The 14,902-nt window shown below is 43.4% G+C and carries 13 protein-coding genes; all 13 read right to left on the minus strand.

Annotated features, from left to right (window positions below; translation table 11 throughout):
• Positions 1-1,222: DNA polymerase III subunit alpha (dnaE, locus tag HF312_03655; protein MCU7519284.1), on the minus strand; the 1,222-nt coding region annotated here is incomplete at its 3' end.
• Between the two features lie 14 nt (positions 1,223-1,236).
• Complete coding sequence (gene dut, locus HF312_03660) at positions 1,237-1,701, minus strand: dUTP diphosphatase (protein MCU7519285.1); 465 nt, start codon at positions 1,699-1,701, stop codon at positions 1,237-1,239.
• Positions 1,702-1,886: 185 nt separating this feature from the next.
• Positions 1,887-3,356 (minus strand): flippase, encoded by a 1,470-nt coding sequence (locus HF312_03665; protein ID MCU7519286.1) that lies wholly within the window; start codon positions 3,354-3,356, stop codon positions 1,887-1,889.
• An 82-nt stretch (positions 3,357-3,438) separates the two neighbouring features.
• On the minus strand, positions 3,439-4,290 hold the full coding sequence (nadC, locus tag HF312_03670) for a carboxylating nicotinate-nucleotide diphosphorylase (GenBank protein ID MCU7519287.1): 852 nt from the start codon (positions 4,288-4,290) through the stop codon (positions 3,439-3,441).
• Between the two features lie 14 nt (positions 4,291-4,304).
• Positions 4,305-4,730, minus strand: coding sequence for an acyl-CoA thioesterase (locus HF312_03675; GenBank protein MCU7519288.1), 426 nt, complete (start codon positions 4,728-4,730; stop codon positions 4,305-4,307).
• 42 nt (positions 4,731-4,772) lie between these two features.
• Complete coding sequence (locus HF312_03680; GenBank protein MCU7519289.1) at positions 4,773-5,723, minus strand: acetyl-CoA carboxylase carboxyltransferase subunit alpha; 951 nt, start codon at positions 5,721-5,723, stop codon at positions 4,773-4,775.
• Complete coding sequence (locus HF312_03685; GenBank protein ID MCU7519290.1) at positions 5,723-7,714, minus strand: glycosyltransferase; 1,992 nt, start codon at positions 7,712-7,714, stop codon at positions 5,723-5,725. Before HF312_03685 ends, HF312_03680 begins: the two co-directional genes overlap by 1 nt.
• A gap of 8 nt (positions 7,715-7,722) precedes the next feature.
• Positions 7,723-8,442: a polyprenol monophosphomannose synthase gene (locus HF312_03690; GenBank protein ID MCU7519291.1), complete on the minus strand. Its 720-nt coding sequence runs from the start codon at positions 8,440-8,442 to the stop codon at positions 7,723-7,725.
• 5 nt (positions 8,443-8,447) lie between these two features.
• Positions 8,448-9,551: a DegT/DnrJ/EryC1/StrS family aminotransferase gene (locus HF312_03695; protein MCU7519292.1), complete on the minus strand. Its 1,104-nt coding sequence runs from the start codon at positions 9,549-9,551 to the stop codon at positions 8,448-8,450.
• A 13-nt stretch (positions 9,552-9,564) separates the two neighbouring features.
• Positions 9,565-10,968, minus strand: coding sequence for a sugar transferase (locus tag HF312_03700; GenBank protein ID MCU7519293.1), 1,404 nt, complete (start codon positions 10,966-10,968; stop codon positions 9,565-9,567).
• Positions 10,969-10,972: 4 nt separating this feature from the next.
• Positions 10,973-12,124, minus strand: coding sequence for a glycosyltransferase family 2 protein (locus HF312_03705; GenBank protein MCU7519294.1), 1,152 nt, complete (start codon positions 12,122-12,124; stop codon positions 10,973-10,975).
• A gap of 211 nt (positions 12,125-12,335) precedes the next feature.
• Positions 12,336-13,904, minus strand: coding sequence for a radical SAM protein (locus HF312_03710; protein MCU7519295.1), 1,569 nt, complete (start codon positions 13,902-13,904; stop codon positions 12,336-12,338).
• Positions 13,901-14,902, minus strand: coding sequence for a glycosyltransferase family 2 protein (locus tag HF312_03715; protein ID MCU7519296.1), 1,002 nt, complete (start codon positions 14,900-14,902; stop codon positions 13,901-13,903). Before HF312_03715 ends, HF312_03710 begins: the two co-directional genes overlap by 4 nt.

A 14,902-nucleotide genomic window follows, 5' to 3' on the forward strand; every position in this document is an offset into this window, starting at 1 on the left:
TATCAGGCATGGACTTTCTGGCCGGGTTCAAGAATCGTTCAAACAGGAGGTCAAATTCAAAAGGGTCGACGTTTGTAATGCCGACGGCATACGCAACGAGGCTTCCGGCGGCGCTTCCGCGGCCAGGGCCCACTGGTATCCCCCTGCTTTTTGCGGCATTAATATAATCCTGAACGATGAGGAAGTAGCCTGAGAAGCCCATCGATTTAATGGTATCGATCTCGTAGTTAAAGCGGTCCTCAAGTTCCGGCGTCACATTTTTGAAGCGTTTATATAGGCCCTCGCGGGCAATCTGTTCAAAATATTCATCGAGAGTTTCTGCCCCTGACTCCGGAGGGATCGGGAATTTCGGATACAGGTGTCCTTCGAACTCAAGGGCGAAATCCACTTTATCTGCAATTTCAAGCGTGTTTTCAACTGCACCCTCATAGCCCTTAAAAAGATTTGCCATTTCATCGGCGCTCTTGAAATAGATCTGGTCAGTCTCGTAGCGGAGATGATGGTAATCGGCAGTGCCGCTTTTATCGCCAAGCAAAAGGAGGATGTTATGCGCAATGGCATGGTCTTTTTCTATATAATGGCAGTCGTTTGTTGCAACAAGCTTGATTCCGAGCTCTTTGGAAAGCTTTGGCATGCCGGCGAGGATATTCTTTTCGACTTCCATTTTGTGGTCCTGGATTTCGAGGTAGAAGTCGTCGCCGAAAATTTCCTTATAAGTCACTGCAGTCCGGCGTGCCTTTTCGTAGTCGTTGTTGACCAGGTGGACCGAAACGATTCCGCCCGCGCAGGCAGAAAGTGCAATGAGGCCTTCTCCGTACTCGCGCAAGAGCTCGAGGTCAATTCTGGGTCTGTAGTAGAAGCCCTGTGTGTAGCCGTAAGTGGAAAGCTTAGAAAGGTTTTTATATCCGGTTTTATTTTTTGCCAGCAGGACCAGGTGATGATAATTTCTTGTACGTTTTTTCCCGTTAGAGTCATCACCTTTACCCTTATCGTAGCGGCTGCCTTCTGCCACAACGTAGGCTTCCATGCCCGAAATCGGTTTAATCCCCTCTTTCTTTGCGACGCGGTGAAACTCGGAGATGCCGAACATAACACCGTGGTCCGTCAGGGCCACAGCCGGCATGTTGTTCTTTTTAGCCGCCTTTACCAGGTCGTAGACCGTGCAGGCGCCATCCTGAAGGCTGTAATGTGTATGATTATGTAAATGTATAAACTCTGCCATAATTAACCTGACTCTTACCTGCTTTCCAGGCCTGTATGACCGAAGCCGCCCTGTCCTCTTTTACTTTCAGAAAGGCTGTCGGTCTCCATTAGCTCAGCGGTATAAACTTTTGACAGGACCATCTGTGCAATCCTGTCACCGCAATTAATGGTAAAGTCCGCCCCGCCGAAGTTAATAAGTATAACTTTAATTTCTCCCCTGTAGTCAGAATCTATGGTTCCTGGGGAATTCAGGACGCCTATTCCGTGCTTAATTGCCAGTCCGCTTCTCGGGCGGACCTGGAGTTCATAGCCATGAGGAATTTCGACAGAAAGATTCGTCGGTATAAGTGCAATTGCCCCTTTTTTAATTACATAGGGTTCTTTCAAAGCAGCACAAAGGTCCAGCCCTGCACTTCCCCTGGTTGCATACTGCGGCAGGGGCAGGTTGGAGAATTCGTCTGAAATTCTTTTGATTTTTAGTATTATATTTTCACTCATTGTAAGCCAGTAATTTAATAAGATCCCGGGCGGACGAATTGGAATTTGATCGCTTAAGCCGGACGAAGTACTTTTCTAAAACTAATCGTAAAGAGCTATAAGAATTTAATGTCAACTTTGGGCAAAATCAACTTGATTATTATTTATTAATTACTAAGCAAGGCAAAATTACCCATGCATCAACGCTATGCACCGGCCACACGCCTTTGAGGCAGGAAAGTCTTTTTGAGAGCCTTTACCTCATCCTTGTTTATTATTTTAAGCAAAAACAGGAGGACGATAAAAAGGATCAGGGCCGCAAACCTGAACAATATGGAATGGATTGGAACGGCATAATAGACTATTGCAGGAATAAGCACTGAAAGCAATATTTTGAAGAGTTTACCGTATTCATAATCAATTTTATAGAATTTCTGCACGACTATAAATAAGGCAATGGCCATAACCACGTAGCTTGCCAGTGTAGCTGAAGCGGCTCCCATTATTCCGAAGTGAGGAATAAGTGTGTAGTTCACGCCTACGTTAACCAGGGCGCCGAGCCCCGTAATATATGGCAGATATTTTGTTTTTTCCTCAATAAAAATTCCCGCCGTAAAATTCACATATATGCCGTTAAAAAGATATCCTAAAAGTACAATCGGTATAATATTGGCGCCGCTCCAGTAAGCCGCCCCAATGAGGGTAAAGCCCATAATGCGGACACGGATAAGATCGTCTATGAAAAGTGAAAGAACCACCAGCACAGCGCTGCCGGCAAGGACGAAATAAGTAAGAACTTTTGCAAAGAGCTCTTTTGCATTTTTCTCTTTGGCATTATGGAGGAAAAACGGCTGCCATGCGTACTGGAACATTGAGACGAAGAGCATCATGAAAATGCCCAGTTTGTAATTTATCTGGTAGACGCCGACAGTGCTTTCATCAGTCATCATAAGAAGGATCGGGCGGTCAATTACCTGTATTACCATTGATGCAAGGCTTGCCGGAAGGTACGGCAGCCCGAATCTGAGCATCTTTTTTAGGAGTTCTTTATTAATTCTTATTTCAAGGTTCTTCATTATCTCAGGCACAAGCAGGATGAGTGTAAGCACTGAAGCCACAAGGTTACTGATGAAAACAGCCATCATTCCCATCTTAAAGCCGCGGATAAGTATGATGTTCAGTGCCACGTTAACTATAATATTGATAGTTTTAATCAGTGCGAACTTCCTTGCCTTACGGAGGAGCCTGAGGTGCGCAAAAGGAATTACCGCAAGTGCGTCAAAAAACAGGATAAAGGTAAAGTAATATGATATATCCCACCTGTCCTGAGGTATATCCATGGCTGCATTTACCTGCGGTCTGAAAATAATGATAAGAAGAGAAATAACAACCGATGTAATGGTTACAAAAATATAAGGCGTGGAGAATACGCTTTTTTTATTTTTTTCATCTTTATTTAAAGAGGCGTACTTAAGGTAAGCAGAATCCATCCCATAAAGATATATGATATTCAGGAATGCAATATAGGCGTAAATATAGCCTACTATACCGTTTTCAGCCTTACCCAGGACGTGGGAATAAAAAGGGACCAGAATAAAGGTTAAAAACCTGCTAAGAATAGTGCTAATGCCATAAACAGCTGTATCTTTTGTCAGTTCTTTAAATTTCTCTCTCATAATGTCGTCTTACTCAAAAACAATCTATCTCCTGCAAACTTAGTAAAAGGCGGAAAACACTATTCTCACCCGCTCTAATTTCTCAGGCATTCATTATTAAATTCAGTGAAATATCCATTGCCTTAACGCTGTGTGTCAGCGCGCCTACGGATATAAAATCCACTCCTGTCTCGGCAATTGGGCGTACGGTGTTTAAGTTTACGCCGCCTGAGGCCTCAACGAGAGCCTGGCCGTTGATTAAAGCTACTGCCTCTTTCATAAGCCTGACGTCGAAGTTGTCCAGCATGATTATATCGGCCTTAGAATTCAGAGCTTCTTTAGTCTGTTCAATTGTGGTAACTTCAACTTCTATTTTAGAGCTAAAGTTATTTTTTTTCATATATTCCCTGCAGGCTTCCACTGCCCTGGTAATTGATCCAGAGGCCGCGATATGGTTATCTTTAATCAGAAACATATCAAAAAGCCCCTGGCGGTGGTTCCTGCAGCCGCCCTGAACTACAGCCAGCTTGTCAAGCATCCTAAGGCCCGGAACAGTTTTTCTTGTATCTATTATCTGGGCTTTTGTGCCCTTTACCAGTTCAGAAAAGCGTCCTGCAAGAGTTGCAATGCCGCTCATTCTCTGAAGGAAGTTAAGAGCTGTTCTTTCGGAAGTAAGGATTGAAGAGGCGCTCCCTTTTACTTCGGCAATAATCTGTCCCTGACTGACCTTTGATCCGTTAGTTGTATATGGGATAAAGATAAGTCCGGGATTCAGAAGATGGAATACTCTTTCGGTAACGTCAAGTCCTGCAATAATGCCTTCATCTTTAACCAGAAAGGCGGCTTTACCCTGAACATTTTCAGGTACCGTTGCAATTGTTGTAATATCGCCGGAGGCAACATCTTCATCAAATGCTCTTCTTATTATTTTGTCTATTTCAGACTGCAGATTCATAGAATTATTATTCCTCATTTTTCTTCAACTTCCGTCATATGGGGCAAAAGGGCATCAATATAAAACTGAGGGGGCCGTACGGCTTTTTTGGTATCTTCCTTCATGAAGATATGTTCGGTGTATCCTTCTGCCAGCACCTCTCCGGTCTGACTTCTGCGTACGATGTAATCAATATGGATCTTGGGCCTGGGTATTTCCTTTACGCAGGCTTCCACTTCAAGGAGGTCGTCGTAGCGGCCGGGATTTTTGTACCTGATAAAAGACTCAAGCACCGGGAGCTGAAAGCCGAGTGATTCAATTGAACTATAAGGAAGGCCGATGGCCCTCAAAAGTTCTGTTCTTCCTACCTCAAAATACTCCAGATATTTGCCGTTATAGACGAACTGCATTTTGTCTGTATCGGCATAACGCACCCTTATATAAGTTTTATTTAACAGCATTAGATGATTTTCATTTAATTTTCAAAATATTCAATAATAACGTTATTCGTGCCATACGCCCATTTTAGCAAACTTGGCAAATCTGTAGTCAAGGAGCTTTTCAGTTTTAAGCTTCAGAAGCTGTGTAAGCTCTTCTATTATGGCAGCCTTAAGATTTTTTGCCGCGAGCTCATGGTTGGTATGGGCGCCTCCCAGGGGTTCAGGAATGATCCTGTCGATTATTTTCTGCTGAAGGAGGTCAGGGGCAGTAAGCCTAAGAGCCTCGGCGGCCTGTTCTTTAAAGTCCCAGCTTTTCCAGAGGATGCTTGAGCACGATTCAGGGCTGATTACAGAGTACCAGCAGTTCTCGAGCATAAGTATTCTGTCGCCCACACCAATTCCAAGGGCGCCACCGCTGGCTCCCTCGCCAATAATGACAACAATAATTGGGACTCTGAGGCGGCTCATTTCAAGGAGGTTGCGGGCAATAGCCTCGGCCTGTCCCCGCTGTTCAGCCTCAAGGCCCGGGTAGGCCCCCGGCGTATCGAGCATTGTAATTACAGGCCGGTTAAATTTTTCTGCAAGTTTCATCAGGCGCAGAGCCTTGCGGTAACCTTCGGGGTTCGGCATTCCAAAGTTCCTGTATACGTTACTTTTTGTATCCCGCCCCTTCTGGTGCCCTATTATCATCACTTTATGTTCATCTATCTTAGCAAATCCGCCAACGATTGATTTATCATCCTTACACTGGCGGTCGCCATGGAGCTCAATAAAATCGTTTGCCATCAGGTAAATATAATCCAGTGTAAAAGGGCGTTCGGGATGCCTGGCCAGCTGGACCTTCTGCCACCGAGTCAAATCGCCATAAACGCTTTCTTTCAACTTTCTGACCTTTCTTTCAAGCTTAGTTATCTCATCCGCAATATCAAGTTTACCCTGATACTGCCGCATCTCGTTTATTTTACTTTCAAGTTCAAAGATTGGTTTTTCAAAATCCAATACTGCTTTAGCCATTAGTTCTCCATACCACTAAACATTTTACTAAAAGTTTTGCCCAAAATCTCCAGGTCCAGCCAGATATTTTGATTTCTGGCATAAAATATATCAAGTTTTATTGATTCGTCGCGGTCCGTGTTGTCCAAGCCCTCTGTGTACCAGAGGCCGGTAAGGCCGCTTCGGCCAAGGTAAAGATCCGTATCAGTTCTTTGCCTGAAGGGTCCGACGATGGATTTTTTGCCCGATAGGACCTCAGGCAGCCCCAGAACGAATCTCGAGAAATCGCTGCTATTAGGTCCGATTTTCCGGAACGAATATATGAAAGGATAAATAAAGATCAAAGCCGGAATTGCGAGTACGAAGTCAAAAATTCTTTTGGTTACTTTGCTTGTCAAAGTGGAAATATTATAAAAAATCTCGAGCAGCGGGATCTCATCGAGCATTGTAATGGAGGATTTGCCGACGAGGTAATCCAGTTCGCTTCCGGCAACCTTAAAGTCCACGTTCTCCCCCTGGCATTCTGAAACCACGGCGAGCATCTGGTTATAAGACATTTCGCCGGAGGCAAAGATGACTTCGGTTATTTTCTTTTCTTTTATAATCTTTTTAATATTATCAATGCTTCCGAGGACATCCATCCCCTCTATCTTCTCCCCCACCTGTTTTCTGTTCAAGCCGATCAGGCCGGCAATTTTCTGAATGCTCGTCAGTTTGCTTTTAAGTTTCTTAGCCAAGTCGACAGAGTGGCGGTCGGTGCCGACGATGAGTGTTCTGGTTTTATAGATCTCCTCTTTAAGTCCAAGCTTAAAGCCGAGCTTGAAAATAATGCGCCAGGCCGGCAGCATGAATAAAAGGATTGCATAGGTAGACAGAACAACAGCGCGGCTGTATGCATACTGTTTAAAGAAGAAAGTAACAGAAGACAGGATAAAAAAACCAAGCACAATTGAATAGAGTACGCGCAGGACAGAAATTGAGTCCTTTTTGTAAGCCCCGGTCATGGATGCAATTAATATCTGGATCAGAGCCGGGATTGTATAGATGCCAAGTATTGTATCCTGAGGAAAGCCGTGCCAGTGGGGTGACTGATACAAATGCGCCGCAGCAAAAAGTGAGAGGTCGAAAAACAGGAAGTCGAAAACGAGAGCCAGAGCCACCAGCCTATAGACATTCAAGGAAGCAAAAAGCTGCCGTATAATAATTGCAAAGCGCAGAATTATTTCCACCATAAAGGAAGATGAAAAATGCTTCTTTACAAAAAGGTGCATGGCCTCATAGAATACTCTGGTTTCATCCAGGCTGCTTCTTTTTGTGCTTTCCCCCTTATAATGGATTATCTGCGTATCATGGACATAGTAAACCTTATAGCCCGCCTTCTGGATCCTATAGCAAAGGTCCAGGTCCTCGCCGTACATAAAGAACTGGCAGTCGAAGCCGCCGACCTTTTCATAGACCTCGCGCTTCAACATCATAAAAGCGCCAGAGATTGCATCAACCTCGTAGGTTTCGTTTTCACTAAGGTAGGTCATGTTGTACCTGGCAAAAAGGCGGCTTTTGGGGAAGAGTTTGCTAAGGCCGGTAACTTTTGTAAAAGAAGTCCAGGGACCCGGGAAGCCTCTTCTGCACGCAAGCTGCAGCGTGCCGTCGGAATTAAGGACCTTGCAGCCGGCAAGCCCTGCATCGGGAGTTTTTTCGAAAAAAGAGATGAGCTTCTGGAATGTATCTTCCTGGACGATTGTGTCGGGATTTAATAAGAGTATATATTTACCCTGTGAGATTTCAAGTCCCAGGTTGTTTGCACGTCCAAATCCGAGGTTCTTTTCACTTGCAATGAGTTTGACCCAGGGGAATTTTTCGCGTAAAATTTCAACGCTTCCGTCATCGGAAGCGTTGTCAATAACAATAACTTCTGTTGAAATATTTCCGGTACTCTTTTGAATAGAACCCAGGAGGTTCTGCAGGAACTCTTTGACGTTAAAATTTACGATAATTACAGATAGGTCTATCATTATTGTAATTATAATCTGCCAAAAATACTTTTAAATCTGAGTTTCCAGACCATAAGGACGGCTTCGCGCACGATTTTCTTATTCATCTTCGAGCGGCCCTTAACGCGGTCGATAAAGATAATGGGAATCTCCTTTATTTTGAAGCCTGCCTTCCAGGCCTTATAGTTCATTTCAATCTGAAAGGAATAACCGTTACTTCTGATATCCTGGAGGTTAATGGTTTCAAGCACTTTGCGCCTGAACATCTTGAATCCCCCTGTACAGTCAGCAACCGGAATACCTGTAATAAACCTGGTATAATAGCTTGCGAAGTAGCTGAGCAGGAGCCTGCGCATAGGCCAGTTAACCACATTGACTCCGGTAATATAGCGGCTGCCGATAACGAGGTCACAATTCCTGATCTCGCGGAAGAAATTTCCAATTTCCTTCGGGTCGTGTGAATAATCGGCATCCATCTGTATGGCATAGTCGTAGCCGTTTTCAAGCATAAACCTGAAACCGGCTACATAAGCAGTTCCCAAGCCCATTTTTCCGGAGCGTTCAATAAGTTTAATACAACCGTTATTTTCCTGCATTTTTTTCACGTAACCTGCCGTTCCGTCGGGAGAGTTATCGTCAACGATAAGAATATCAAGATGAGGATACCGGTCCATCAGGTCCGGTATAAGTACGCTGATGTTCTCCAGCTCATTGTAAGTCGGAATTATAACGATTGATTTTCCATCCATAAAGCTTATTTCTTCCCCGTGAATTCAGTTATGGCGTTTGCTATATATTCTATTTCTTCTAAAGTAAGTTCAGGATACATCGGCAGTGAGATGATCTCACGCGCTACAGTTTCAGCTACGGGCAGGTGATAAGTTTTTGACTCATCAACGAATGCCGGCTGCTGGTGAAGAGGAATAGGATAATGGACTGCAGTAGGTATACCCTTGGATGACAAGAATTCCTGAAGTCCTTTTCTGTCTTTAACCCTTATAGAGAACTGGTGATAGATATGAGTAGAGAAGTCTGCCTTAAAAGGAGTTACAACATCTGCCTGCTGAAGTTTTTCCCTGTAAAGGCTGGCGTTGTTGGCTCTTGCCTCGTTCCACCGATCTATATATTTCAGTTTTACATTCAGAACAGCTGCCTGCAGGGCATCCATTCTGGAATTCAGGCCCAGGAGTTCGTGAACATAACGTTCCTTTGAGCCGTGGGCAGCAATCATGCGGATTTTTTCACCCAAAGAGTCATCCTGTGTAAAGACCATTCCGGCATCGCCATAAGCTCCAAGGTTCTTGCTGGGGAAGAAGCTGGTTGCTCCTATAGTTCCAATTGTTCCGACTTTCTTTCCCTTGTATTCAGTTCCAAATGCCTGTGCGGCATCTTCAATTACATAAAGGTTGTGCTTTCTTGCAATTTCAAGTATGGGGTCCAAGTCTGCTGCCTGTCCGTAAAGGTGGACAGGAATAATAGCCTTTGTTCTTGGTGTAATAGCGGCTTCAATTTTCGAAGGATCGATATTATAGGTATCGTTCAGGATATCGACATAGACCGGCACTGCGCCAAGAAGAGCGATAGTTTCAGCCGTGGCGACAAAAGTAAAAGGTGTTGTGATAACTTCATCACCTGGTTTAATATCCAGAGCCATCATGGCAATCTGGAGGGCGTCTGTTCCGCTGGCGCATGCGATTGCGTGTTTTACGCCGAGATAAGCTGCGCATCCGTTCTCAAAGTCACTTACCTTCTTACCCATGATGAACTGAGTAGATTCCACCACGTCCATAATTTCTGCATCTATTTCATTTTTAATAGAAGCATACTGCTTCTTCAAATCCACCATATTGATTTTCATTTTAGCTCCATTTTTATTCATAATGTCCTTTACCAAAAAGGACCACAAATACTGTTCTGAAAAGGATCTTAAAGTCCATGCGGAGCGACATATTTTCAATATAAAACAGGTCGTAGCGCAGTTTAGTCTTCACGTCCTCAATTGTCTCGTCGTACTTATGCTTAACCTGAGCCCAGCCCGTAACGCCCGGGCGTACCTTAAGCCTTTTCTTATAAAGGGGTATCTCCTGCGAGAGTTTTTCGACGAAAAACGGCCTCTCTGGTCTGGGACCTACGAGACTCATCTCCCCTTTTAAGACGTTTATCATTTGGGGTATTTCATCAATTCTGACCTTGCGTATAAATTTTCCCACACGCGTAATTCTGGGATCGTTTTTCTGCGACCAGACCGGGCCTGTAGATTTCTCGGCGTCGTTTCTCATTGAGCGGAATTTATAGATATCAAATTCTTTACCGTTAAGTCCTGAACGCTTTTGCTTGTAGAGCACGGTACCCGGGCTGTCGAGTTTTATTAAAACAGAAATAATTAACGTAACCGGAAGAGAAATTAATAAAATAATCAAAGAAATGGAAATATCCATTAGGCGTTTTACTTTTTTTTCCCATTCCGGCATCAGCTCCGGCATAATGTCGATAAGCGGAAATCCGTAGATATGGGTTGTTCTTGCCTGACCGCTTATAATTTCATAAAGGTCGGGTACAATCTTCAGGCCCACATTTTTGGGATCGCACTTTGCTATAACACCAATCATTGCATCTTCGTGGTGCTTATCGAGAGCAATTATTACTTCCCTTGTGTCTGTTTCATCAATTGCTTTTTCAATATTCTGATAATTATCCAAAACTTTAATTCCTTTATATTCCTTACCGATATTTTCGTCATAAACGGCTATGAACCCCTTAACGTCCAGTCCCAACGCCCTGTAGCGTTCAATCCTGTCCAGCATATCAAAAGCTTTAGGATTAAAGCCGACGATAAGTGTGTTTCTCCTGCCGAAGCCCTTAATGAGCAGGTTTCTCTGAAAGCTTCTAACAAAAAGCCTTCCGAAGCTGACAATAATGAAAAAGACTCCCCAGTAAATGAAGATCAGTATTCTGTTATTGGAGGCTTCGCCGTGCATATAATCATCGAGGAAGATTACAAAGAAGAGAATAAAGATTGCAACAAATGACGTTTTAAACAGCGTGGAAAGCTCATCAAAGCGAGAAAGAGCAAACCACGTGCGGTACATTCCCACGAATATGAACACAAAAAACCAGTAGAGATAGACTACAAACATAGGAAGGAGGAACTCAGGTTCAGAGAAAAGGCTGAATAAACCGGATTCCACCCTCAGCAGATAGAAAAGAGTCCAGACTAAATTGATAGCAATAAAGTCAACCGTTAATACTAATATTTTTTCTAGTTTTCTGTTCAAGTAATTACCTAGGAGTCGATTGCCAAATAATTGAATGCTTTCCCGACATAAACCGGAAAAACCCCAGAAGCAGAGCCATATTAGCCACCACAAAAAAGTACGGAAGCGAAAAGGCTGTCATTCTGATCTTAAAGAGAGAAAGTATATAGCCAAATAATGCGGCAGCGTAAAACAATAGTTGTGCAGCAAAAGCGGCCACAAAAAAGCCGCCATTTCCGAGAATCAAAATATTGAGTAAGAATGTGATTATCAATATAAAAGGTAAAAACCACCTTGTAATTTTATGCGACCAGAAAGCATAGGACACAAGGATGTTTTTGTTAAAAAGAAGCTTCCTGAAGAAAAACATCGTCTGAAAATTTGTAGATGCAAAGCGGATCTTTCTTTTTACCTCCAGGCTGACGCTGCGGCCTACTTCCTCAAAGGCAAATGCATCATAGCGGTAGATGAACCTGTAGTCTTTCTCCAGTACGCTGAGAGATATAAAGAAGTCGTCAGTAACGGCTTTTTTTGTAGGAATTTCCCTGAAGAGCTTTTTTCTTATTGCAAAAATGCCGCCGTTAGCACCGATTAGGATGCCGCATCTGCCTTCAGCTCTTTTAATCAGAGTTTCATATTCCCAGTACTTTTTCTCCTCTACGCTTTCACTTCTATTGGCCTCAGGTTCTAACAGTATTAGTCTTCCGCTTACGCCGCCTATTTCAGTGGCGTAAAAATCTTCCAGCAGAAGTTTAAGGGAATTTCTGTCGAATTCGGTATTTGCGTCGGTAAAAACGAGGATTTCATGCCGTGCTAGTTTAACCAGGTCGTTTATTACGGCAGCTTTGCCGCGTCTTTGGGAGAAAATATGGACCTTCAGCCAGGGATGATTTCTCTGCAGTTCCAGGAGCATCTCATTTGTCCTGTCGCTTGAGCAGTCGGAGCCGATCAGCATCTCAATTTTACTAAGGTCATAATCCAGGGAAAGAATGTTCTTAATCCTATTTTCAATTACCTTTTCTTCATTATAAGCTGAGCATAGTATTGAGACTTCCGGGTAATATGAATTTTCTTCCGGATTCTTTCCCTTAAGCCGGGCAATAATGTTAATTATGACCGGATATAAGATATAAGAATGGATTGAAATAAATATTAGAAATATAAATAGAATAACCACTATTAAGTCTGAAAGCATATTTTACATTTATTGATAATATTTTGGCTATAAAATATAACAAATATTAATTTATAATATTAGTGGCGTTGCAGGTTTTTTTAGTTTTTGGGATATACAGGAAAGAAAAACATTTTACCTCCCTCTCCCTAAAAGAGAAGGAGGTAATCATTCAATCAGAATAAAATCTACCGCAGGGAAACATTCTAGAAATTTATCTTTGTGCCGTCATTTCCTCTTTTTTTTCTCCTTCACCAGAGGCTGAGCTTGCACCCAGAGGGCTGCTGCTGCCGGTTGAAATCTCTGCCAGCTTGCGCTCAAACTTCTTTTTGTTCTCCTTATTATTCTTATTAAAGAGATATTTATAGAAAGTCAGGAACGCCTTAACTGTTCTTCTAAGTTCGGCAGGATTTGTTACAATATTCTTCAGCTTCATTGCAAAGTAAGCTGGTCTGAGGTAGTATTCGCGTCTGGCGTAATTGCAGAAGTCCACAATTTCCTGTCCTGAAAGATCATGAGTACGCACGACGGTATTATGCAGGCCTTCGGGCGTAAGCCATTCGTCAAAGGATTTGGCATTGATAAGGCCTTCCTTTTTTGCCCATTCATATGCTTCTGTACCAGGATATATCATTAGAGGGAAGAACTGAGCCGTATCGGTATTCATTTTCTTTGCCAGTTCCAGAGTCTCTTTCATAGTAGACAGTGTTTCGCCGCGGTTACCCATCATATAGCATGCATGCACCAAAAGTCCGACTTTTTTGGCATTCTGAGCGGCCTTGAACTGCTCTGTTCTCAGGCCTTTTTTCATGAGTTTCAGGATCTCATTTGATCCGCTTTCAAAGCCGATAATAATAAGGCGGCAGCCGGCTTTTTTCATCCAGCGCATCGTTTCCTCATCCAAGTCTGCTCTTACGTTGCAAGTCCATGTAAGGTGGTTTTTCTGTGCAATGAGGAGTTTACAGACTTCGATAGTATGTTTTTTATAAACCGTAAATGTATCGTCCTCAATGGTAACCTCAACAACGTCCGGGAAATTTTCTTCAATGTAGCGGAACTCTGCCGCAATGTTCTCCGGTGAGCGGTGCCGGTAATTATGCCCGTAGAAGTTCTGCGGATAAACGCAGTAGGAGCAGAGATAGGGGCAGCCGCGTCCTGTATAGACCATCATCTGCGGGAACCTGCCTGCAGAGAAGAAATAGTTATGAGGGCTGCAGAAGCGCTTAAAGACCTGACTTGCAAAAGGCATACTGTCGAGGTCCATATTGTCCGGGCGGGGTTCATTCGTCAGTGTCTGCCCGTCTTTTCTCCAGGTCAGGGCTTTAATCCCATCAAGGGGCGTACCTTCATCAAGAGCCCTTGCCAGTTCAGAGACTGTTTCTTCGTATTCCTTTCGGGCTACAGCATCAATTTTTGGGTTTTCGGAAACCACTTCATAATGAAGAGCAGTAACATGGTTACCAACAAGGCAGATAAAAAGGCCCGGGAAGGCTTCCTTGAGTTTTCCCGAAAAACTAATGTCGTTAGTGATGCTGCCGGTGCTGGTTTCAATTACCGCCAGACCGGGCTTAAATGCTTTAAGTCTTTCAATTGTCTCGTCTGCCGAAAGGAGCTCGGCAGGAGAATCAATCAGGGTGATATTATGCCCGTTTTTCTCTGCCATCCCCGCCGCCAGTGCCAGCCAAATGGGGTAATAGACGGTACCGCTTTTAGTAACGGCAGGACTGCGGGAGCCGCGGGAATATTTAGGATGAAAGGGCGGATTTAGAAAAGCTATATTCATTCAGTCTTCCTCCAGTCATAACAGCGCATAAACGCCAATTTTATGATTTGTTTATAATATTTATTTTCTTCCAAAACCGAAGTTCTGTTCTTCAATGAGGGACGTAATGTCTTAATATAATTGAATAACAAACGCAAAGCAAATCCCTCGAATACTATGGCTCTAAGGAGCATCTGTTTCAAAAAGCCAAAATGCTTGCCGAAAAAATATAGCATTCCGCGGTATCTTTCAACAAGTAAACGATTAACCTTCTGCTTTTGTACCCTCTGGCCGGTTGAATGGCCGAAGAGGTGAATAATGGTGGAATCGGGCAGAAAAATAGACTTAAAGCCCGCTTTTTTGATTCTGAGGCTCCACTCAACCTCCTCGTTATAAAGGAAGAAAGCCTCATCGAGAAGCCCGGCTTTTTCAATAGCCTCACGCCTTACCATCATGCAGGCGCCTGTAACGTGGTCCACTTCCCTTTCGGAGTCGTGATCCCAGTAGCTGTCGAATGCTTTCATCCGGGATTTCTTTTTTAACAGATTACCGAAAAAGCTGTCGTAGCTCATCAAGGCTTTAAGAAACTCGTTTGCATGGACGAACTCTTTCATTAAAGACGGGAAAGAGTGTGTTGAACGTTCAATACCCCCTTCGGCGTTAAAGATTTTGCAGCCCACAATACCGGTTTCAGGATTGTTCCTGAGGTAGTTAATCATAGGCTGAAAAGAATCCTTATTGACGATGGTATCGGGGTTCAGGAGCAGTATGAACTCCCCCTTTGCCAGTTTAATGCCAATATTATTAGCAGCCGCAAAGCCGAGATTGTTTTTGTTAAAAATGAATCTGAATTGGTTATATTTTTCCTCAAGATCGTTTATATTTTCCGAGGAGGCATTGTCTACGACAAATACCTCGTAAGGAAAACAGTACCGGCTTTCGAGCAGGGAATCCAGGCAGTCCAGCAGCACGCTTCTGGAATTGTAGTTGACTATTATTATTGAGAGTGTAGGTGTCAT

It is taken from the genome of Ignavibacteria bacterium, assembly GCA_025612375.1.
GTDB lineage: Bacteria > Bacteroidota > Ignavibacteria > Ignavibacteriales > SURF-24 > JAAXKN01.